General features: G+C 73.6%; 25 protein-coding genes. 11 read left to right on the top strand and 14 right to left on the bottom strand.

The window, feature by feature from the left end; translation table 11 throughout:
• The first annotated feature begins 29 nt into the window (after nucleotides 1–29).
• A complete protein-coding gene (locus tag AB0J71_RS20475) occupies nucleotides 30–1,130 on the top strand; it encodes a hypothetical protein (protein ID WP_364415483.1) in 1,101 nt (366 codons plus the stop codon).
• Between the two features lie 223 nt (nucleotides 1,131–1,353).
• The gene (locus tag AB0J71_RS20470) at nucleotides 1,354–2,211 is read left to right on the top strand and encodes a helix-turn-helix domain-containing protein (RefSeq protein ID WP_364415481.1); all 858 of its coding nucleotides are present in this window, start codon (nucleotides 1,354–1,356) and stop codon (nucleotides 2,209–2,211) included.
• 110 nt (nucleotides 2,212–2,321) lie between these two features.
• Here the strand turns inward: AB0J71_RS20470 and AB0J71_RS20465 are convergent, their stop codons facing one another.
• Complete coding sequence (locus AB0J71_RS20465) at nucleotides 2,322–2,876, bottom strand: GNAT family N-acetyltransferase (protein ID WP_364415519.1); 555 nt, start codon at nucleotides 2,874–2,876, stop codon at nucleotides 2,322–2,324.
• 171 nt (nucleotides 2,877–3,047) lie between these two features.
• On the opposite strand from AB0J71_RS20465, the gene AB0J71_RS20460 reads away from it, so the two are divergent.
• From AB0J71_RS20460 to AB0J71_RS20445, 4 genes are all read left to right on the top strand, one after another.
• A complete protein-coding gene (locus AB0J71_RS20460) occupies nucleotides 3,048–3,440 on the top strand; it encodes a GntR family transcriptional regulator (protein ID WP_364415479.1) in 393 nt (130 codons plus the stop codon).
• 105 nt (nucleotides 3,441–3,545) lie between these two features.
• On the top strand, nucleotides 3,546–4,082 hold the full coding sequence (locus AB0J71_RS20455; protein ID WP_364415517.1) for an ATP-binding cassette domain-containing protein: 537 nt from the start codon (nucleotides 3,546–3,548) through the stop codon (nucleotides 4,080–4,082).
• A 19-nt stretch (nucleotides 4,083–4,101) separates the two neighbouring features.
• On the top strand, nucleotides 4,102–4,470 hold the full coding sequence (locus AB0J71_RS20450; RefSeq protein WP_364415477.1) for a hypothetical protein: 369 nt from the start codon (nucleotides 4,102–4,104) through the stop codon (nucleotides 4,468–4,470).
• Nucleotides 4,419–4,730, top strand: coding sequence for a hypothetical protein (locus AB0J71_RS20445; protein ID WP_364415475.1), 312 nt, complete (start codon nucleotides 4,419–4,421; stop codon nucleotides 4,728–4,730). The genes AB0J71_RS20450 and AB0J71_RS20445 overlap by 52 nt, the downstream gene beginning before the upstream one ends.
• A gap of 17 nt (nucleotides 4,731–4,747) precedes the next feature.
• Here the strand turns inward: AB0J71_RS20445 and AB0J71_RS20440 are convergent, their stop codons facing one another.
• Together AB0J71_RS20440 and AB0J71_RS20435 are read right to left on the bottom strand one after the other, a co-directional pair.
• The gene (locus AB0J71_RS20440; protein ID WP_352328412.1) at nucleotides 4,748–5,914 is read right to left on the bottom strand and encodes an MFS transporter; all 1,167 of its coding nucleotides are present in this window, start codon (nucleotides 5,912–5,914) and stop codon (nucleotides 4,748–4,750) included.
• A 107-nt stretch (nucleotides 5,915–6,021) separates the two neighbouring features.
• Entirely contained in the window at nucleotides 6,022–6,714 is a 693-nt protein-coding gene (locus AB0J71_RS20435) for a TetR/AcrR family transcriptional regulator (RefSeq protein ID WP_364415472.1), read from the bottom strand.
• Between the two features lie 53 nt (nucleotides 6,715–6,767).
• Between AB0J71_RS20435 and AB0J71_RS20430 the strand changes: the two genes are divergently transcribed.
• Nucleotides 6,768–7,892, top strand: a complete 1,125-nt coding sequence (locus AB0J71_RS20430; protein ID WP_352328410.1) for an NAD(P)/FAD-dependent oxidoreductase — start codon at nucleotides 6,768–6,770, stop codon at nucleotides 7,890–7,892.
• Between the two features lie 7 nt (nucleotides 7,893–7,899).
• Here AB0J71_RS20430 and AB0J71_RS20425 read toward each other — a convergent pair whose 3' ends face one another.
• The 5 genes from AB0J71_RS20425 to AB0J71_RS20405 all read right to left on the bottom strand — a co-directional run bounded on the left by AB0J71_RS20425 (nucleotide 7,900) and on the right by AB0J71_RS20405 (nucleotide 12,347).
• A complete protein-coding gene (locus tag AB0J71_RS20425; RefSeq protein ID WP_352328409.1) occupies nucleotides 7,900–8,970 on the bottom strand; it encodes a P1 family peptidase in 1,071 nt (356 codons plus the stop codon).
• 103 nt (nucleotides 8,971–9,073) lie between these two features.
• Nucleotides 9,074–9,823, bottom strand: coding sequence for an SDR family oxidoreductase (locus AB0J71_RS20420; protein ID WP_352328408.1), 750 nt, complete (start codon nucleotides 9,821–9,823; stop codon nucleotides 9,074–9,076).
• 87 nt (nucleotides 9,824–9,910) lie between these two features.
• Nucleotides 9,911–10,297, bottom strand: coding sequence for a MerR family transcriptional regulator (locus AB0J71_RS20415; RefSeq protein ID WP_364415470.1), 387 nt, complete (start codon nucleotides 10,295–10,297; stop codon nucleotides 9,911–9,913).
• Nucleotides 10,294–11,766, bottom strand: a complete 1,473-nt coding sequence (locus AB0J71_RS20410; protein WP_364415468.1) for an MFS transporter — start codon at nucleotides 11,764–11,766, stop codon at nucleotides 10,294–10,296. Before AB0J71_RS20410 ends, AB0J71_RS20415 begins: the two co-directional genes overlap by 4 nt.
• Nucleotides 11,763–12,347, bottom strand: coding sequence for an NAD(P)H-dependent oxidoreductase (locus AB0J71_RS20405; protein WP_364415466.1), 585 nt, complete (start codon nucleotides 12,345–12,347; stop codon nucleotides 11,763–11,765). Before AB0J71_RS20405 ends, AB0J71_RS20410 begins: the two co-directional genes overlap by 4 nt.
• Nucleotides 12,348–12,470: 123 nt before the next feature.
• On the opposite strand from AB0J71_RS20405, the gene AB0J71_RS20400 reads away from it, so the two are divergent.
• On the top strand, nucleotides 12,471–12,983 hold the full coding sequence (locus tag AB0J71_RS20400) for a SigE family RNA polymerase sigma factor (protein ID WP_364415464.1): 513 nt from the start codon (nucleotides 12,471–12,473) through the stop codon (nucleotides 12,981–12,983).
• On the top strand, nucleotides 12,980–13,918 hold the full coding sequence (gene mltG, locus AB0J71_RS20395; protein ID WP_364415462.1) for an endolytic transglycosylase MltG: 939 nt from the start codon (nucleotides 12,980–12,982) through the stop codon (nucleotides 13,916–13,918). Before AB0J71_RS20400 ends, mltG begins: the two co-directional genes overlap by 4 nt.
• 12 nt (nucleotides 13,919–13,930) lie before the next feature.
• On the opposite strand, the gene AB0J71_RS20390 is transcribed toward mltG, so the two are convergent.
• A complete protein-coding gene (locus AB0J71_RS20390; protein WP_364415460.1) occupies nucleotides 13,931–14,584 on the bottom strand; it encodes a class I SAM-dependent methyltransferase in 654 nt (217 codons plus the stop codon).
• A gap of 121 nt (nucleotides 14,585–14,705) precedes the next feature.
• Here AB0J71_RS20390 and AB0J71_RS20385 point away from each other — a divergent pair, with 121 nt between their 5' ends.
• Nucleotides 14,706–15,308: an alpha/beta hydrolase gene (locus AB0J71_RS20385; protein WP_364415458.1), complete on the top strand. Its 603-nt coding sequence runs from the start codon at nucleotides 14,706–14,708 to the stop codon at nucleotides 15,306–15,308.
• Between the two features lie 79 nt (nucleotides 15,309–15,387).
• On the opposite strand, the gene AB0J71_RS20380 is transcribed toward AB0J71_RS20385, so the two are convergent.
• Entirely contained in the window at nucleotides 15,388–16,869 is a 1,482-nt protein-coding gene (locus AB0J71_RS20380) for an MFS transporter (protein WP_364415456.1), read from the bottom strand.
• 104 nt (nucleotides 16,870–16,973) lie between these two features.
• Here AB0J71_RS20380 and AB0J71_RS20375 point away from each other — a divergent pair, with 104 nt between their 5' ends.
• On the top strand, nucleotides 16,974–17,822 hold the full coding sequence (locus tag AB0J71_RS20375; RefSeq protein ID WP_364415454.1) for a helix-turn-helix transcriptional regulator: 849 nt from the start codon (nucleotides 16,974–16,976) through the stop codon (nucleotides 17,820–17,822).
• Between the two features lie 111 nt (nucleotides 17,823–17,933).
• Here AB0J71_RS20375 and AB0J71_RS20370 read toward each other — a convergent pair whose 3' ends face one another.
• The 4 genes from AB0J71_RS20370 to AB0J71_RS20355 form a co-directional block, all read right to left on the bottom strand.
• Nucleotides 17,934–18,290, bottom strand: a complete 357-nt coding sequence (locus tag AB0J71_RS20370) for a PRC-barrel domain containing protein (RefSeq protein ID WP_352324772.1) — start codon at nucleotides 18,288–18,290, stop codon at nucleotides 17,934–17,936.
• A 78-nt stretch (nucleotides 18,291–18,368) separates the two neighbouring features.
• On the bottom strand, nucleotides 18,369–18,806 hold the full coding sequence (locus AB0J71_RS20365; RefSeq protein WP_352324773.1) for an SRPBCC family protein: 438 nt from the start codon (nucleotides 18,804–18,806) through the stop codon (nucleotides 18,369–18,371).
• 60 nt (nucleotides 18,807–18,866) lie between these two features.
• A complete protein-coding gene (locus tag AB0J71_RS20360; RefSeq protein WP_364415452.1) occupies nucleotides 18,867–19,745 on the bottom strand; it encodes an AraC family transcriptional regulator in 879 nt (292 codons plus the stop codon).
• A gap of 18 nt (nucleotides 19,746–19,763) precedes the next feature.
• A complete protein-coding gene (locus tag AB0J71_RS20355; RefSeq protein ID WP_364415450.1) occupies nucleotides 19,764–20,108 on the bottom strand; it encodes a VOC family protein in 345 nt (114 codons plus the stop codon).
• Nucleotides 20,109–20,194 lie beyond the last annotated feature (86 nt).

Genomic DNA, 20,194 nt, shown 5'->3' with positions numbered 1-20,194 from the left:
AGACCGGGTGGTGATCGTGTCTGTGTTCCGTGCTGCGCAACTTCTACGCCGACCGGGTCGTGAACCGGCTGGAGGTGGGCTTCCGGCGCCGCCTGCTCGACCCGAACCAGATCTGGGACGGCGCGGAGAACGTCGTGCGGCTGGCCATGTCGGCGACCACCTGGCTGCGCGGCGAACGCGCGGCGCACGCGCCGTTGGTGGCCTTCGGGCCGCGGTTCGCGCGGCACCTGCTGGAACGCACGTCGGCGGTGGCGGACCCGGAGGACTGGTGGGTGCGCGCGGGCGCGCCCTCTGTCGTGGTGGAGGACTACCACTGGCGCTACAAGGCCGTCCATCATGCGTGGGTGCGCGCGGCCGGGCTGCGGGTGTCGATGTGGAAGGTGATCCCCGCCCACGATCTGGACAGGCCGGACGAGGAGCTGCGGCGGATGCGCGTGCTGCTGTCCCGGCTGCACGCCGAGTACGCGGCCGTCGAGCAGGTGCTGGCGCTGTGCGAGGACGGCCGCCTGGACGTGGAGCAGCCGGAGGTCGAGCGATATCTGATGCGCGCGCTCGACCTGCTGCTGCGTCCCTCGCGGTACGGGTTCGCCGCGGCCGAGATGCTGGCGCAGATGCTCGCCCGCACCCAGGAGGTCTACGCCGACACCGTGCAGACCCTCGACCACCTGGCCGGCTCGTCGGGAAACGCGGTCATCGCCGCCCGGGTCGAGCAGCTCCGCGTCCTGATGGCCGCCGCCGGGTCCGACCGGCCCTTCCACTACTCGCCGGAGGTCGTGACCACGTTCAACCGCAACACCTTCAACAACAGCGCGATCAGCACCGGCAGCGGGGACGCCACGGTGCACAACGCCTCCGGCGACGACGCGGCCGAGCTGCGGGCGCTGGTGGAGGAGCTGCTCGACGCCGTTCACCTGCTCCGCGACGAGCTCCCCGAGGAGCGGGCGGCGGCGGTCGAGGACGCGGCCGAGGGCGTGCGGCGCGAGCTGGACAGGACGCCGGACGAACGCAGCGAGGGCGGCCTGAGGGCCCGGCTGAAGACGATCTTCGAGATCGCCTCGGACGCGGGCGCGGCGGGCAGCGCGCTGGCCGGCGTGGTCACCGCCATCCAGGGCATCCTCGGCGTGACGTGAGGCGGCCTCCGGGGGCCGCAACCCCCGGAGGGTGACGCTTCGCCCGGAACGACGCGCGATCCGAGCAGGCTGTGACGCCTGAAGAGGACCTATACACAGTCGAGGCCGGGACTCCCAGGTGGCCGTCGGCCCCGGGGCGGCCTGCCGTCGAGTCTAGTGACCGATGCGGTGGCCGGCCAGCCCGCGCCCGTCACCGCGCGTACGGGGCTCGTACGATGTCGGGGTGCGGTCAGTTGCGGCGGTTCGCGGTCATGTGCCCGGATGGGAGATCACCGTCCCGTCGCGGCCCGGCGGCCTGCCCGGGGTCGTCATGGCGGGGTTCAGCGACCGGGCGAACGAGTTCCGCGACCTCGCCCTGGTCCCGCACCCCGCGGTCACCCTGCTCTTCGACCTCGGCGACGAGCCGTTCACCATCGAGGACGACCGCGGCTCCCGCCAGCTCGGACGCGTCGTCGCCGGCCTCGCGCCCCGGCAGGTGCGGGGGAGCGGCCTGACCCGCCGGATGGAGTGCCTGCAGGTCCGGTTGTCGCCGATGGCGGCGCACGCCGTCCTGGGCGCGTCCGCCGAGCTGAGCGGCACGGTGGTCGCGCTCGACGACCTCTGGGGGCGCGAGGCCGAACGCGTGCAGGAGCGGCTGCGGGCCGCCCGGTCGTGGGAGGACCGGTTCGCGATCGCGCGCGACGCCCTGGCCAGGCGGGCCGACCAGGGCCGGGCCGCCGATCCGGAGGTCGCCTTCTCCTGGCGGCGGATGGCGGCCAGCGGCGGGCGGGTGCCCGTCGAGCGGCTCGCCGCCGAGGCGGGCTGGAGCCGCAAACGCCTGTGGGCCCGGTTCCGCGCCCAGGTCGGCCTCACGCCGAAGCGGGTCGCCCGGCTCATCCGCTTCGACCAGGCGGCCCACCGTCTGGCCGCCGGTGAGCGCGCCGCCCTGGTGGCGGCCGAGAGCGGTTACGCCGACCAGTCTCACCTGCACAGGGACGTCATGACCTTCGCGGGCGTGACGCCGGCCGCGGTCGCGCTCTCGCCGTTCCTCGCGGTGGACGACGTCGCCTGGCCGTCCGGGCCTCCCCGCGACCCCGCCTAGCGGATCATGCCTGCCCGCCGCCGACCAGGCACAGCGCGCCGGCCAGGCACAGGTCGGCCGCCTCGGGGGCGGTGAGGCGGCCGCCGGCGTCGGGCCGCCGTGCTCTTGCTCTACGGCAGGCGCGGGTGAGGTGGCGGCTCCTCCCGGGCGGCTCTGGTGATCTCGTGCACGGCGACCGGCCGTCCGTGGGCCGGGACCACCGTCTCGAACGCGAACCGCAGGCCGAGCTTGTCCATCACCCGGCGCGACCGCTGGTTGTCCACGTGACGGATGCTGACGATCCGGTCGAGGCCGCACTCGGCGAACCCGAACCGCAGCAGCCTTCCGGCCGCCTCGGTGGCGTAGCCGTTGCCCCAGTGCGCTCGTCCGAGCCGCCAGCCGATCTCCACGGCGGGCAGGATCTCGGGGAGGAACGCGGGCACCGTCAGGGTGACCCAGCCGGCCGTCAGCCCGGTCTCGCGCACGACGACGGAGAGGGGGCCGTGGCCGCTCTCCCGCCATTCCCGCCGGGCGCGCGCGATCCACGCCGCCGTGCGGTCCGGGTCCGGCGGCGGGACGGACCCGTCGCCGATGTACCGCATGACCTCGGGATCGGCGTTCATGGCGGTGAAGGGGGCGAGGTCGTCGTCGTCCGGTGGACGCAGGAGCAGCCGGTCGGTCGTCATGGGGATCACCCGGCGATGATGCCAGAACCGGCCGGCGCCGCCGATCACCCGCGCCCCGGTGAGCAGCGGCAGTGGCCGGCGACGACCCGCGCAAGAGGCCAGGAGACCAAGTTGACGAAGATCGCGGGCGCCAATACCCTTTTACTAATCTAATAGGAAAAGGGTATTGCGGTGATCAAGTTTCGCCTCGACCCCAGCTCCGGTGTGGCGACATATCTGCAACTGGTGCACCAGGTCAAACACGCCTTGCGGCTCGGCGCGCTCATGCCCGGCGATCGGCTGCCGACGATCAAAGAGGTCGTCAGCGACCTCGCGATCAACCCGAACACCGTGGCCAAGGCCTACCGCGAACTGGAACACGAGGGGTTCGTCGCCGGCCGGCCCGGGCTGGGCACGTTCGTACGGCGGTCCCTGGGCAGCGGAGCCACGGCCGATCACACCCGGCTCCGCCGCGACCTCGCCCGGTGGGTGCACGACTGCCACGCAGCGGGGCTCGACCAAGGAGACATGGAGGCGTTGTTCGCCATGGTGCTCGCCGACTCCGCCCAGGAGGGGATCGCATGACAGCGGATCGGACAGCGAGGATGTTCGGCGGCGGTTCCGGGGAGCTCACCGCTCCCGCACAGAGCCCGACGGCTCTGGAGGCCGTGAGGCTCGCCAAGCGGTGACATCCCGCTGAACCGCAAAGTCGGCAGGCTTTCCGGAGGTCAGCAGGCGCAGGTCGCGCTGACCGTGGCCGTGGCCAAGCGGCCGGAGCTGCTGGTCATGGACGAACCGCTGGCCAACCTCGACCCGGTGGCCCGGCACGACGTCATGCGCTCCCTGATGGCGGCGGTGGCCGAGACGCAGATGACCGTCGTGCTGTCCTCCCATGTGGTGTCGGACCTGACCAACGCCTGCGACTGGCTGGTGGTGCTCAACCGCGGCCAGGTCCAGATCAGCGGCGAGGTCGACGAGCTGCTCGCCACTCACCGGATGTTGTCCGGCCCGGCCGAACTGGCCGACGGGGTGGCAGCCCGGATGCCGGTGATCAGCGACAGCCGCAGCGGACGGCAGGCCGGCCTGCTGGCCCGTACCGGCCCGGGAACGTTTCTGCACGACCCGCGATGGAGTGTGTCCGGTGTGAGCCTCGAGGAACTGGTGCTGGCCTACCTGCGCCGCCCCGACACCACCTCCCTGCCTCATGCGACGTTGACCCTTTCCTGACCGCTAAGGAGACCTGGAAGTGTTGTGGCTTACCTGGCGGCAGCATCGCCTGCAGGTGCTCGTCACCACGGTGCTGCTGGCCGTCCTCGGGGTGGTTCTCCTCGTCAGCGGTCTGGGCGCGGCCGACTTCGCCGCCCGGTCCGCTCCGGCGGCCGGCTGCGTGGCGGACACGCCCGTGTGCAGCGCCTACCGCATGGAGATGAACGAGCGCATGTACTCGGTGGGTGAACTCCTCGGCTGGCTCACACTGCTGGCCCCGGCGTTGATCGGCGCCTTCTGGGGCGCTCCGCTCCTGGCCCGGGAGTACGAGCACGGCACGCACCAACAGAACGAGTCGTGCAGGCCGAGGTCGTCGACGAACTCGAACCGGAAGGCGCCCTGCATGTGAACAGCTACTGGATCGACAGGAGCGGCACGCAGTACACCTCTCAGGCGGCAGAGCTCGCGCTCGCCGGCCCCTGCGGGACAGACGAGTCGACCATGAAGTACGCCAAGTGCACGTTCAGCCACGGCTATCGACTCGTGGCGGAATACCACCCGGCGAGCAGGTTCTGGCAGTTCCAATGGACCGAAGCGGGAATCCTGCTCATCCCCGCTCTCGCCATGGGCGGTGTCGCCGTCCGGCGCACCCTCCGGCCCCGCATCTGAAGCCGATCAGCGCCTGGTCACGGTGACGGGACGCCTGGCGCAGGACCGTCACCGCGGCGGGGGCCGCGGACGGCGAGGGCGATGAGGGGGCCGGCGGCGAGCAGGAGGGCGAGGGCGGCGTAACCGTAGGTGAGCGAGGCCAGGGTGGCGACGCCGGCCACGAGCAGCGGGCCCCCGGCGTCGCCCAGCTCCCGGCCGAGTTCGGCGGCGCCCATGGTCTGGCCCATGCGTTCGGCCGGGGTGCGGGCGGCGAGGGCGGCGAACCCGAGCGGGGTGATGAGCCCCGTCCCGGCCCCGATCAGCACGGCGGCCGACAGGATGCCGGCCAGGCCGGGCAGCATGGCGCAAGCCAGCCCGGCCGCGGTGACCAGCAGCCCGCCCAGCAGGCCGGTACGGGTCGACAGACGCTCTTCGTCGAGGGCCCGCCCGGCCCTGGGCTGGACCACCGCCGCACACGCCGCCAGGACGGACACCGCCGCGCCCGTCGCGACCGTGCCCAGTTCGGCGGCCCGGCCGGACACGGGCAGGAAGCCCACGCCGACCGACAGCGCGGCGGTGGCTCCGGCCAGGGCGGCGGTCGGCGCGAGGAAGGCCGGATCGGCCAGGCGCCGCGCCAGGTCCAGCACCGTCTGGCGGACCTTGGGCAGCGGCGGCACCCCGGGCACGGCCACCGCGGCCCACACGGCGACCGCCACGCCCAGCACGGTCAGGACCGCGAACAGCAGCCGCAGGCCGCCGGCCCACACCAGCACGCCGCCCAGCAGCGGGCCCAGGGTGTAGCCGATCGACTTCCAGAAGCCGTAGCCGCCGAAGGCCCGGCCGAGCTTGGCGGCCGGATTGAGCCGGGCCACCAGCGCCGAGGCCGACGGTGAGAACGCCGAGGCCGCCGCTCCCTGGCCCAGGCGGGCGGCCCACAACCAGCCGGGGCTGTCGGCGACGACGTACAGGCCGGAGGCGACCGCGAACGCCACCAGCCCGCCCACCAGCACCGGACGGGCGCCTATACGGTCGGCGAGGCTGCCGAACAGCGGTTTGAGCAGCACCTCGGCGCCGTCGTACAGGGCCAGCAGCCCGCCGAGGACGAGCAGCGAGGTGACCGCGTCCGAGGAGAACCCGCCGAGGTTGGCGGCGATGCCGTGCGCGCCGAACGCGGTGGTGAACCCGGCCGCGTACAGCGGCCACATCCGCCGTCGCGCCCCCGCGGGCGACGCCGCGGCGGGCCCGGAAGGCGGCCCGGGGGGTGGCCCGGAAGGCGGCACGGGGGGCGGTGTGGAAGGCGGCACGGGGGGTGTCACGCCGACGGCCGGTCGAGTCTGGCGGACACGGCGTCGAGGACCCACTCCAGGCCGGTCGTGAAGGACTCCTCGGCGGCCACCTCCGTGCCGTCGTGCACGAATTTGGCCAGCGTGGGGTAGCGGCCGGTGGCCAGCATCCGGCTCACGTGCGGGCCGTAGGCGCGCTGCCAGTCGAGCTTGGACAGGCCCGTGGCACGCTCGGCCCGCAGGTGCGCGATCTCGCGCCTGATCGCGCCGGTCATGTACGCGCCGACGGTCCGCACGGCGTGCATGACGGTGTCGAGGTCGGCGTGGCCGTCGAGGGCGGCCAGCGTGCGCTCGGTCACGGCGAGGGCGTTCGGGCCCAGGCTCGGACGGCCGCCGAGCAGGTCGGCCAGCCATTCGTGACGGAGGGCGGCCTGCCGGGTGCGGACCGCGTGGTCGCGCAGCGCCTCCCGCCAGCCGCCGGGCGGCCCGTCGGGCAGGATCTCGGCGTGGACCTCGTCCACCATGAGGTCGAACAGCTCCTCCTTGGTGGAGATGAATCCGTACAGCCGCATCGGGCCGACGTCGAGCCGGGCGGCGACCTTGCGCAACGACACCGCCTCCAGCCCGCCCTCGTCGGCCAGCGCGACGGCGGCGGCGACGATCCGCCGCCGGTCGAGCGGCGCGGGTCGGGTCGGCGGCTCCGGGCGGTCCCACACAGTCATGGATACATCGTACTGTTGCGATACGCCGTATCGGCGAAATACAGTGTATCGATATGAGACATCGTATCGCCGTTGTGGGAGGCGGGCCCGCGGGCCTCACCTTCGCCCGCGTCCTGCACCGCCACGGCCACCCCGTCACCGTCTTCGAACGCGATGCCGGGCCCTACGCCCGTCCTCCGGGCGGCACGATCGACCTGCACGAGGGGATGGGCCAGCGCGCCCTGGACAAGGCGGGGCTGCTGGCGGAGTTCCGGGCGCTGTCCCGTCCCGAGGGGCAGGCCATGCGCATCCTGGCCCCGGACGGGACCGTGCTGCGCGACTGGCGGCCTCGTCCGGACGAGCAGGCCAATCCGGAGATCGACCGCGGGCAGCTGCGCGACCTGCTGCTCGGCCCGCTGGACGTCCGGTGGGGGCACGGCGTGACGGAGGTGACGCCCGGAACGCGGGACGGCGCGCTGCTCCGCTTCGCCGACGGGCGGCAGGAGACGTTCGACCTCGTGGTCGGCGCGGACGGGGCCTGGTCCCGGGTCCGCCCGGCGCTCTCCGCCGCGATGCCGCACTACACCGGCGTCACCGCCGTCGAGACCTCACTCGACGACGTGGACACCCGCCACCCGGACCTCGCCCGGCTGGTCGGCGACGGTTCCGTGGCCGTCTACGGCGTGAACCGGTCCATCGTCGCCCAGCGCAACAGCGGCGGCCACGTCAAGGTGTACGCCCAGTTCCGCGCGCCGCTGGAGCGGCACGCGGGCACCGGCACGGGCCCGGACGGCGTCGAGGCCGTGCGGTCCCGCCTGCTGGCGCTGTTCGAGGGCTGGGCCGACCCCGTGCTCGACCTCCTGCGCCGCGGCACCGCGTTCGTCGACCGCCCCCTTCACGTCCTGCCTGTCGCCCACACCTGGGCCCACGTCCCCGGGGTGACGCTCCTGGGGGACGCCGCCCACCTGATGCCGCCCTTGGGAGTGGGCGCGAACCTGGCGATGCTGGAGGGCGCCGAGCTCGCCGAGGCCCTCGCCGCCGGCCCCGGCGATCCGGACGAGGTCGTCCGCGCCTTCGAGGAGCGGATGTGGGAACGGGCCGGCAAGTGGGCGAAGATGACGGCGGACGGCCTGGAACGTCTCGTCGGCCCGGATCCCGCCACGGCCCTGGCCGTCTTCGACGCGCTCCAGCCGTCCTGACCGGTGGCTAGCCGACCTGCTGTCCCGCGCCGGTGCGCGGGAGCCGGTCGTAGGGAACGGCGTGACGGGTCCGGCCGCGCACGCCGGTGGTGGTCGTCGCGGTGAACAGGGAGTTGAGCAGCGCCTCCTCCACCGCGTCCATGACCGCGGCGAACAGCGGGTTCAGGCCGGCGTCGGGCAGGCGCGGGAGCTCGGGCGAGGCGGTGCTGAAGGCGATGGCGTAGTCGCCGCTCCCGTTGGAGTACGACGCCCCGACGCGGCCCATCGCGAAGATCGCCCGGCGGGCCAGGCGGGCGAGCTGACGTGCGTCGAGCGGCGCGTCGGTGGCCACCACGATCATGCAGGAGTTGCCGACGGGCTCCTCGCCGGCGGCCCCCGGGACGAGCTCCTCGACCGGCATCGGGACGCCGCCCACGGTCAGCACGCCGCCGAAGTTCGCCTGGACGAGCGCCCCGACCGTCACCGCGTCCCCCTCGCCTCCCGCGGCCCCCTCGATCACCGGCCGCCGGGACGAGGTGCCGATGCCCGCCTTGTAGCCCAGCGCCGTCGTCCCGGTGCCCGCTCCCACACACCCTTCGGCGGGCAGCCCGCCGGACGCCCCCTCCAACGCGTCGAGCACGTGCCGTTCGGTGATCGGGCGGCGCCGGATGTCGGACAGGAAACCGTCGTTGGTCTCGCCCACGACCGGGTTGAAGGAGATGCCCTCCGGGCTGCGGTCCATCAGGTAGGAGAGCAGCGCGTCCGCGGCCCGGAACGCCGACAGCGTGGCGGTCAGCACGACGGGCGACTCCAGCACGCCGAGTTCGTCGATCTGGGTGGAGCCGACCAGTTTGCCGTATCCGTTGCCGGCGTACACGGCCGCGGGCAGCGCCCGCCGTTCGGCGGTGAGCTGACGGGGGACGATGGCGGTGACCCCGGTGTGCAGGTCGGCGCCGTCGTCGAGGGTGGTGTGGCCGACCAGGACGCCTTCGACGTCGGTGATCGCGTTCAACGGCCCGGTCGGCAGGGCGCCGACGACGACGCCCAGCTCGCGCGCCCGCGCGCGTCCCCTCGTGGCTGCGGTGAGGTGATTGTCCATAATGCTCCCATTCTCGGGGCTTCCCTCCGCCGCCACGCCCGCTGGCGGTTCAGGCCGTGCGGGTGTTGCGGCTGCTCGGGTAGGGACTGCTCGGGTCGCGTCGTCAGAGGAGGGTGCCGCCCGAGGCGTCCAGCCAGTGGCCGGTCACCCAGCGGCTGTCGTCGCCGGCCAGGAAGGCCACCGCGCCGGCCACGTCCTCGGGGGTGCCCACGCGGCCCATGGGGGACAGCGACGACAACCAGGTCAGCGCGTCCCCGACGAGTCTGCCCTGGTGCATGTCGGTGTCGATGACGCCGGGCGCCACGGTGTTGACGGTGATCCCGCGCGGCCCGAGCTGCTTGGCCAGCGTCGAGGTGAGCACGTCGAGCGCGGCCTTGGACATGGCGTAGCTGATCGCGGTCGGCATCGCCGAGCCGCGGGTCAGCATCGTGGAGACGTTGACGATCCGGCCGCCGTCGCGCAGCCGGGGGAGTGCGAGCTGGGTGACGAAGAACGGGGCGGTGGCGTTGACCGCGAAGAGCCGTTCGAACTGCTGTCTGGTGACGTGCTCGATGCCGGGCTCGTCGCCCAAAATGCCGGCGTTGTTGACCAGGATGTCCAGCCCGTCGGCGCGGGCGTCGAAGGCGGCCCACAGGCGTTCGGCGTCGCCGGGCGTGCCCAGCTCGGCCCGCAGGGCGAACGCCTGCCCGCCCGCCGCCTCGACCGCGGCGACGGTGTCCGCGGCGGCCTGGTCGTTGCCGCCGTAGTGGACGGCGACGCGCGCGCCGTCCGCGGCCAGACGCTGGGCGATGGCCCGGCCGATCCCTCTGCTCGCGCCGGTGACGAGCGCGGTCCTGCCATGGAGGTTGCTCATGATGTGTTCCTGTCGATCAGGGGAGGAGTCACCCGAAGGCCACGCGCGGGCGGGTGGCAGGCGTGCCGCTCGGCGCCCGCGGGGCGATCAAGGGGACTGGAGGAAGTCCAGGGTGGTCAGCTCGTTCACGGTCGTCTGCAGCTGGTCGATGCGGGCGCGGCCGATCCGGACGAGCTCCTCGCCCGCGGCGACCCACTGGCCGAGGTCGCGGGACATGGGCGGGATGCCGGAGAGGATGTCGGCGCTCTCCTTGAGGGTGATGCCGACCCGCTGCGCGGCGAGGGCGAGCTTGATCCGGCAGACCGCGTCGACGGTGAAGCGGCGGGCGTTGCCGCTGTTGCGGTGGCCGGTGATCACGCCGTAGCGCTCGTAGAAGCGGACGGCGTTGGGCGTCACCCCGGCGGCCCTGGCCACCTGCCCGACCGTGAGCGAGGCCGGGATCGTCTCGGAGCCGGGGCGGTCGGTGACGGTCATGGCGTGCTCACCGTCCTCTCAGCCGACTCCCGCCGGCCTGGCATCGCCGAGGGCCGGGCCGCAGAGCGCAATCGTACGACGAGGGCCAGCGCCATCACGACGAGGGCCGCCGCCTGGGTCAGCCGCAGGGCGTCGGTGACGGCGACCGCCTGCGCTGCCCTTGTCGTCGCGTCCATGGCGGCCAGGGCCGCGAGCGACAGGCCGCCGGTCATCGCGGCGGTCAGCGCCGTGAACAGCGCGCCGACCGCCACGGTGCCCATGCCGTTGGCGACCGTGCTCACCAGCGACAACAGCGCGGAACCCGAGGCCAGGTCGGGGCCGTGGAGGTTCCGGCTGGAACCGGACATCGTCGGCATCATGATCGCGCCGGTGCCCGCCCCCTGGAGCAGCGCGAACACCCCGAGCACCGGATAGGGGGTGTCCGGCGCCAGGATGACCACCTGGACCGCGCCGGACGCGATCACGAGTCCGAGCCCGGTGCCGACGACCCGCCGGGGGCCGAGCCGTTCCAGCAGCCGGGCGGCGACCTGCAGGCTGAGGCCCATGCCGACGGCGCCGGGGACCATCAGCGCGGCCGTGACCGAGGCGCTGTCGAGACGCAGCGTCTGGACGTAGGTGGGCATCAGCAGAGCCGAGCCGAAGTAGGGGGCGGCGTACAGGGCGAGCACCGCGGCGCCCCGGCCGAACGTGGGATCGCCGAGCAGCCGGATCCGCAGCAGCGGTTCCGGACGCCTCAGCGCCCGGACGCAGAAGGCCGCGACCAGCACCGCGCCGGCGGCCACCGCGGCGATCCGCGTCCAGGCCGGGCTGTCCTGGGCGCTGATGCCGTACGCCACCGCGACGATGCCGGGCACCAGCAGCATCGCCCCTACCAGGTCCGGCCGGACCGGCCGGCCGCGCGCGGGGTCGGCCGGCAACCAGGCCGGCGCGCCCGCGGCGGCCAGCAGCGCCAGCGGCACGGTGACGTAGAACAGCGCGCGCCAGGAGCCGGCGCCCAGGAGCGCCGCGCCGAGCAGCGGGCCCAGGATCGGCCCGGCCAACAGCGGCACCCCGGTGACCGCCGTCATCCGGCTGCGGCGTTCGGGCGCGACGGCGCCGAACCCGATCGCCATCCCCAGCGGCGCCAGCAGGCCGCCGCTGAGACCCTGCGCCGCCCGCGCGGCGATCAGTCCGTCCAGGCCACCGGCCGCGCCGGCGGCGGCGGAGGCGACCGCGAAGCCGACCAGCGCCGCCAGGTACACGCGCCGGGCGCCCCAGCGCGCGGCGAGCCCGGCGGCCAGCGGCATCGTCGCCACCATCCCCAGCGCGTACGCGGTGAGGACCCATTGCACGGAGCTCAGCGACGCGCCGAACGCCGCCATCAGCGCGGGCAGCGCCACCACGACGATCGTGGCGTCCAGCACCGCGAGCAGCCCGCCGGCCATCAGGACGACCGCGGTGCGCAGCTCCGGCCCGGTCAGCCTGCTCACCGTCGACCGGCCAGATCCGGGACGCGGACGGGACGCAGTGCCCGCGCCCACGTGCGCAGCTCGCCCATCGTCGTGTGCAGGGCCTGCGTCGTGCCCGGTGGGGGAACGAAACGGCCGTCGGCGTCCAGGTGCTCCCACGCCATCGGGATCAGCACCGACTCGCGGACCGTGGCGGCCCGCAGTTCGGGGAAGACCATGCGCAACTGCGCCACGGCCCTGATGCCGCCGGAGGCGCCGTACCCGACGAACGCGACCGGCTTGTACGCCCACTCGGTGAAGTGCCAGTCGATCGCGTTCTTCACCGCGGCGGGGAAACTGTGGTTGTACTCCGGGACGAGGAACACGAACCCGTCGGCGCCGGCGAGCGCGTCGCCGATCGGGGACGCGCCCCCTCCGCCGGGCTGCAGCTCGTGCATCGGCAGCGAGACCGCGGCCAGGTCGATCATGTCGAGGTCGAGCCAGTCGATCGTGCTGAGCTCGCGCTCCAGCCAGGCGGCGAGCGGGTCGGCCATTCTGGGCCTGCGCACGCTTCCGATCACCACGGCGATCCGGAGGCGGCTGCCGGCGTTGGTTTCCGTCATGGCACCGACGCTAGGAGTTCGCCTATGGGCGAACTCAAGTCACCGCATTCACGGCCTTCCGGCGTCCGGCATAGTTCCGGGACGCCCGCTCGTCCTTGGTGGGTGACATCAGGAGGAGGACGGGTGGATCCAGGCTTCGAGGCGGTTCTGCGGCAGTTCGTCATCGACCGGTCGGGGGCGCTGTTCCGCACGGCGTACCTGCTGACCGGCGACCGGCACGCCGCCGAGGACCTCGTCCAGTCGGCCCTGGCGAAGACGGCCGCGCGGTGGCGCGGCCTGCGCGACCTCGAGGCCGTCGAGGGGTACGTCCGCCGCACCATGTACCACGAGCAGGTGAGCCGGTGGCGCCGCCGGTCGCGGGTCGTGGAGGTGAGCACGGACGAGCGGCTCGACCGGCCCGGCGACGGGCACGCCGACGCCGCCGACCTGCGCCTGACGATGCGGGCGGCGCTGTCCCGGCTGACGCCCCGGCAGCGGACCATGCTCGTCCTGCGCTACTTCGAGGACAAGTCGGAGACCGAGATCGCGGACCTGCTGGGCGTGCGCGTGGGCTCGGTCCGCAGCCAGATCTACCGATCGCTGGAGCGGCTGAAGAAGACCGCCCCCGAGCTGAGCGCCGTGAGGGAGTTCCGTTGAACATCGAGAACCTGCTGCGTGAGACCCTCGCCGACATGGCGGACGAGCAGCCGCCACCGCCTCCCGCCCGGTTCCTCCCACGACATCCCGCCCGGTTCCTCCCGCATCTTCCTGCCCGCCGGAGGGGCGTCGCGCTGGCGGCGGCGGCCGCCGTCGTCGTCCTGGTCGCCGGAGGCACGGTCGCCGTCCGGGCGCTCGCGCCGGAGGCGGGCCGACCGGCGCCGTCCGTGGCCACCCGGCCCGGTCCGGAACGGGCTCAGGTGGAGGTCGTCAACGACGGCGAACGGGTCTCCGGCCTGTTCGACGAGCTCGCCCGCGTGACCGGCAGGCCCGCGGAGTCGTTCGCGAAGGCCGCCGGGGACGGGCAGGCGCTCGGCCTGCCTCCGTACGCGAAGGACGGGCTGGAGGGCTTCGCGTTCCCCGGCACGTACCGGTTCGCCGGCTCCGCCGCCCCGGCCGAGATCCTGGGCGAGATGGTGGCCCGCTTCCGCGCGACGGCGGACGAACTCGGCCTGGCCGCCCGGCCCGACGCCCTGGACGTGGTCGTCGTGGCCAGTCTCGTCCAGGCCGAGTCGCCCACGGAGGCCGACATGCCGAAGGTGGCCCGCGTGCTGCACAACCGGCTGGCCCGCGGCATGCCGCTGCAGGTGGACAGCTCGGTCCGTTACGCGCTCGGCAGGCGCCGGGGGCCCGTGACGGTCGAGGACGTGCGGGTGCGTTCGCCGTACAACACCTACCGTCACAAGGGCCTGCCTCCCGGGCCCGTCGCCAACCCGGGCGCCGCCGCGCTCAGGGCCGCCCTGCACCCGGCCGCGGGCTCCTGGCTGTACTTCGTGCTCACCGACCCGAAGCGCGGCACCCTGGCCTTCGCCACGACCGGAAAGGAGTACGCCGAACTGGCCGAACGCGCCCGGAAGCCCGGCTACCGAGGATGAGCGCCCGTTCGTCTAGTGGGCGTCGCCGGGGGTTGCGGCGCGCATCAGCAGGTGGCCGCGGCGGAAGCGTTCGTCCTCCAGCGGCTCGCGGAGCAGCCTGCCCACCTCGACGAACCCCTCCTTGCGGGCCAGGACGGCCAGTTCGTCGATCGGCCACCGGTAGGCCGGCGTGACCTTGTGGTCGAACTCCGTGACCGGGTCGCCCTCGGACTCGAAGAAGGCGACCAGGAAGTGGCCGCCGGGGGCCAGCACCCGGCGGAACTCGGCGAAGTACGGCGGCAGTTCCGCCGGCGGCACGTGGATCATGGAATACCAGGAGATCAGTCCGCCCAGCTCGCCGTCGGCCACGTCGAGGGCGTCCATCGAACCGAGCTCGAAACGCAGGCCGGGATAGTCCCTGCGGGCGATGTCGAGCAGCGCGGGGGACAGGTCGACACCGGACGCGTCCAGGCCGAGGTCGCGCAGGTGGGCCGTCATGTACCCGGGGCCGCATCCGGCCTCGACCACGGGCCGGGGTCCGGCGGCCCGGACGAGTTCGGCGAACGCGGCGACCAGCGCGCGGTCCAGCGGCAGGCGGTCGAGCGAGTCGCGGGCGAGGTCGGCGTACAGGTCGGCGACGGCGTCGTAGGCGTGCGCCGTCGCCGTGAGGTAGGAGGAGTCGGCCATGGCGGACGACTGTAGCCCATCGGCCGGGGTGTCGCCGCCGCCCCGGGCGGCCCGTTCTCGCCTATGCTGTGAACAAAAATCCAATCTGTTCATACGGTTACAGTGGGGGAAGGGATCCCCCATGCTGAACGACCTGCCGTACCTGTCGGCCGGGGAAGGGCCGCCGCTGATCGTCCTGATTCACACCCCGCAGGCGGCCAACCCGACCGGCATGACCCGCTGGTCCACGATGCGGCTGGTGCGGCCGTTCACCCGGGACTTCACCGTCTACGTCGTCAACCGGCCGCCCGGGCTGCCGTCCACCACGACGATGGCGGACCTCGCCGCGATCTTCGCCCAGGCGATCCGGGCCACGTTCGACGGACCGGTCAACGTGCTGGCCCTGTCCACCGGCGGATCCATCGCCCTGCAACTGGCCGCCGACCATCCCGGCCTGGTCGACCGGCTCGTCCTGGCGGGCACGGCCTGCACCCTCGGCCCGGCCGGCCGGCGGGCCCAGCGCGGCTACGTCGAACGGGCCCGCCAGGGCAGGCGGCCGAACCCCGCGCTGGCCGAGATCGTCACCGCGTCGGCGCTCGGCCGCGTCCTGCTCAGGGGCCTGCTGTGGCTCTCGGACGGGGGGCGCGCCGACCACGCCGACGCCCAGCTCGTCGTATACCCGGCCGCAGCCACAGCGGCGCCTTCACCGACAAGCGGTTCGCCCCCGACGCCCTCGCCTTCCTGACCGACGGCTGAGGACGCGCCGTTCAGTGGCCGTCTCTCAGTGGCCGTCTCTCAGTGGCCGACCGGCCGTGTGGCACCTCTCAGTGGCCGACCGGCCGTAGGGCGTCCCGTGCCGGCGTGCGCAGCAGTCCGACGACGCCGAGCACCACGTGCAGGACCCCGGCCACCGCCGCGGCCACGTGCAGCCCGGTGACGAACGCCGTCTCGGCCTGCGCGGCCGCCGCCGGCACGAGGGCGGGGAGCTGGAGGGTCTCGTCCAGGGTGGGAGCCAGGTCCGGTCCGCTGAGCCGGAAGACCAGGGCGGCGAGCGAGCCGAGCAGCGCGATCCCCAGGGCGTTGCCGATCTCGTTGCTGGTCTCGGCCAGCGCCCCCGCCGCTCCCGCCCGTTCCGGCGGGACGGCCCCGACCGCGGTGTCGGCGACGACGCTGAACGAGACGCCGTACCCGACGCCCGCCACGACCGTGGACGCGACGTACCAGCCGACCCCGCCCGTGACGGCCGTCGGGAGCAGGAGCAGCAGCCCCGCCGCGACGGAGAAGTGGCAGACGGCGAGCGCGGCCCGCCGGCCGACGCGGTCGACCACGAAGGGCGTGACGACGCAGGTGACGGTCAGCACCACTGCGCCGGGCAGCGCGAGCAGCGCCGCGTGCAGCACGGGCAGGCCGAGGACGGACTGGAGGTAGACGCCCGACAGGTACGCCGTCGCCGACCACGCCGCCAGCGGCAGCAGCCCGGTGACGATCGCCACGGTGAACACCCGGTCGCGGAACAGCGAGAACTCGATCAGCGGCTGCGCGAGGCCGCGCTGCCTGCGGACGAACCACGCCAGCAGCCCCGCCCCGGCCGCCCCCGCGACGACCGGGACGGCCGACAGCCCTTCGGCGGCCGCGTGCTTGAGCGCGTAGATCGCGAGCAGCAGCCCGGCCGCGGACGTCACGACGCTGGGCACGTCCAGGCGCCCGGCGCGGGTCACCCGCACCTCGCGCAGCAGGATCGGCGCGAAGACCAGGAACAGGGCGAGGACGGGCAGGTTGACCAGGAAGACCGATCCCCACCAGAACCGTTCCAGCAGCACGCCGCCCACGATCGGCCCGGCGGCGAACCCGGCCGCGAACGCCGCGGCGAACACGCCGATGGCCTGCGCCCGCCGCCGCGGGTCGGCGAACAGCTCGCTCAGCACGGCCAGCGCCGACGGCAGCAGGGTCGCGCCCGCCACTCCCATCAGCGCGCGGGCCGCGATCAGCAGCTCGGCGCTGGGCGCGAACGCCGCCGCCGTGGAGCCGGCGCCGAAGACCGCGGCGCCGGTCATGAGCAGCCGCAGCCGCCCGTACCGGTCGCCGAGGTTGCCGAACGCGATCAGCAGGGAGCCGACGGCGAAGCCGTAGACGTCGAGGATCCACAGGGCCTGGCCCGCGGTGGGCGTGAGGGCCTGGCTGATCCGGGGCATCGCCAGGAACAGGATGGAGCCGTCCATGGAGACCAGCAGGACGGGCCCGAGGATCACCAGGAGGCCGAGCCAGGCCCGCAGGCCCGGGGGAGTGCGCGTGTGTTGTCGATACATGGCGCCGACACTCGGGCAGGACGCGTCCGGCAACCATCCCCCTGGCGTGGGTGCACCCAGCAGGTGTACCCACGCGGCCCGCCGGTCGGCCTAGGCTCGGTGGGGTGGAGAGTCTCGGAGCGTTTCTGAAGAGCCGTCGTGATCGGGTCACGCCCGCCGCGATCGGGCTGCGCACGTTCGGGACGGCCCGCCGGGTCCCCGGGCTGCGGCGCGAGGAGCTGGCGCAGCTCGCGGGGGTGAGCGCCGGGTATTACACGCGTCTGGAGCAGGGGCAGGCGGAGACCGCCTCGGAGCAGGTGCTCGACGCCCTGGCGCGGGTGCTGCGGCTCGACCGGATCGAGACCGTCCACCTGCACAATCTCGCCCGGCAACCGGCCAGGTCCCGGTTGTCCAGGCCGCCCGTGGAGGAGCTTCATCCGCGGGTGCTGGCGCTGCTGGAGTCGCTGAAGGACACGACGCCGGCGGTCGTGCTCGGCCGGCGGGGGGACGTGCTCGCGTGGAACCGTACGGGGCATGCGCTGATGGGGGAGCATCTGCCGTTCGAGGCGCCGCGGGATCCGGCGGACCGGCCGTCCGTGCCGAGGATGTTCTTCCTGGATCCGCTCTTCCGCGACCTGCACCGCAACTGGGACGAACTGGCCCGCATCCATGTCGCCTACCTCCGGCTCACCGCGGGCCGCTTCCCCTCGGACGCCCGCCTGGCGGAGCTGATCGGGGAGCTGACGATGCACAGCGCGGAGTTCGCGGCGTTGTGGGCGGTGGGCGAGGTCGCCGACTGCACGGTGGGCACGATGCGCCTGCGGCATCCCACGGTCGGCGCGGTCAGCGTCGACTACCAGGTCTGGCTCCAGCCCGACAGCCCTGACCACCGGGTCGAGATCTACACCCCGGCCGACCCGCCCTCCGCCGACGCCCTGCGCATCCTGACCCACCAGACCGGCCGGACGGCCTGAGACGTCCGGCCCTCGGGGGCCCGCCGGTCGCAGAGCTGTGGGGCCTTGGCAGCTGCTGCGGCGCGCGTCGCGCCCGGCGGGCACCCCGGCGGGTACCCCGGTTACGCGGGGTCAGACGGTGCCGTTGAAGCGGCTGTAGTACGCGCCCACCTCGTTGCGGTGGACGTCGTCGTTGTACGTGGCGTCCTCGTCGAACTTCGGCGAGTCCTTGATCTCCTGCTTGGTCCGCGCGAGGTGGACCTTGCGCTCCTGCGGGTCGATCCGCGTGACGGTGCCGGCCGGCAGGACGACCTTCTTGCCGAAGATCCACGGACCGGTGTCGACCACCAGGTAGCTGTCACCGACGGTGTGGCTCGCCTCGTCCACCGAGCCGATCGAGCCGTCGGTGGCCTCGACGTCGAAGCCGACCACGTCGAGAGTCTTGTCGCCGTAGACGTCGGAACCGTAGCTCCACATGTCCTGAGACAAGGGGTTTCCTCCTGATGATCTAGAGAACGTTGCCCACCCACTCTTCCCGGCTCAGCCGCGCCAAACATCGGGCCGCGGTCACGTCGTCGCGCGGGCGGCGTACGCGGCGAGGCCGTCGGCCATGCCCTGCATGAAACGGGTCAGGTACCACCGCCAGAAGCCGCCCGACAGCGGCATCCTCGGCTCGAAGGCGGCCGACCATGTGATGTCGGTGCCGCCGCCGGCGGCCGGCGCGAGCTCGACCGTCCCGCGGTAGGAGCGGAACGGGCCGCCCAGGTTGTCGTAGACGAACCGCCGGTCGGGGACCAGCTCGACGACGCGCTCGCGCGAGACGTTGCGCCCGGTGCGGAAGACCCTGGTGTCGCCCACCTGCTGCCGGGCCGCCGGATCGCCGCCCTCGACGTCGGCGGAGTCGATCGGCGACCACGACGGCCAGGTGGCGGCGTGCGTGAGCGCCGCGAAGACGGCCTCGGGGGCGGCCTGCGAGCGAGCGGTCACGGCGAAGGAGTACGGCATGAGCCCCAACGTAGGCAGCGGCCCCGCCCGTGGGCCAGGCGCACGATTGCCGTCGATCGGTCAGTTCTTGCGGTACGCCGACGGCCGCACGCCGGTCTGGCGCAGGAAGGCCGACGACAACGAGCCCGCACCGGCGAACCCGCAGCGCCCGGCGATCTGCTCCAGGCTGAGCGAGGTGGACGACAGCAGCCGCCGCGCCTCCTCCACGCGCAACCGGGTGAGGAACCGGTGGGGTGTCTGGCCGGTGCCCTCCCGGAAGACCCGGACGAAGTGGTACATGCTCAGATGCACCTCGGCCGCGATGGCGGCCAGCGTCAGCGGCTCGGCCAGGCGCTCGGTCATGATGGCGACACCCGCCCGGACGGCGGCGTGCTCGGGGCCGGGCAGGCGCTCGGCCCGGCCGTGGGTCAGCAGGTGCGTCACGAGGAAGGCGGCGGCGGACTCGGCGTACAGGTCGCCGGCCGCCGCGCGGCCGGGCAGCGCGCGCAGGAGCTGCTCGACGACCGGGTCACCGGCCGCCAGGGCCGCTGCCGTCGCCTCGAGGTCGGGCTCGCGACCGCCCAGCGCGTCGGCGGCCTGCCGCACGGCCGCCGCGGGGACGTGCACCTGGACGGTGCGCAGCCCGGCCGCCGCCCGGTAGCTGATCGACCCGGCCCGGCCGGGCACCATGAGCTCCAGGTGGCTCGGGACCCAGCGCCGCCGGACCGGCCTGCCGCCCGCGTGCATCCGCAGGTCGGCGTTGCCCGCCACGCAGAGCACGAGATGCAGGTCGGACACGGCGGGCAGGGCGAAGTGCTCGGCCTCGGGCGCGTGCCGGAAGCCCTGCACCAGCAGCGACCGCCAGCCGGCGTCGTCCCAGCTGTTGTACGTGTGCCGCACGTACGCCGTGGTGTCGAGGCCGGCGTAGGGCGCCAGGTCGAAGTCGGGCGAGTCGAACACGTCCCGAGCCTAACCGGATCACCGCGGCGGGGCCTCGGCGAGCGAGAGGCTGTTGCCGTCCGGGTCGAGGACGTCCACGTGGCGCACGCCGTTGCCGTACGTCTCCACGGGACCGTGCTCGATGCCGTGCCCGGCCAGCCTGGCCAGGATGTCGTCGAGTCCGGACACGCCGAACGTGATCATGGTGCCGCCGACGCGCGCGGCCCGCATGTGCCGGTCGTCGATGACGACCCACGCGTTCTCGCCGACCTGCCACAGGTGCTCCTCGCCGACGACCTCGTCCGCCGGGCGGCCGAAGAACGCCTCGTACCACTTCTGCGCCGCCACCCGGTCGCGTACGCACACCACGCTGTAGAGATCCACTCGGACCACTCCCTCCTGTCGTTCCACGATGAAGACTCCGCCGGTGGGGCGAACTCATCGCCGCGGCGGCGTACTGACAGCGGGAT

Origin of the sequence: Nonomuraea sp. NPDC049637 (assembly GCF_040675235.1) — a bacterium.
In the GTDB taxonomy this organism is placed as follows: domain Bacteria; phylum Actinomycetota; class Actinomycetes; order Streptosporangiales; family Streptosporangiaceae; genus Nonomuraea.
The sequence above is the reverse complement of the archived record's forward strand: the minus strand, read 5'-3'. Positions and strand labels throughout refer to the sequence as shown.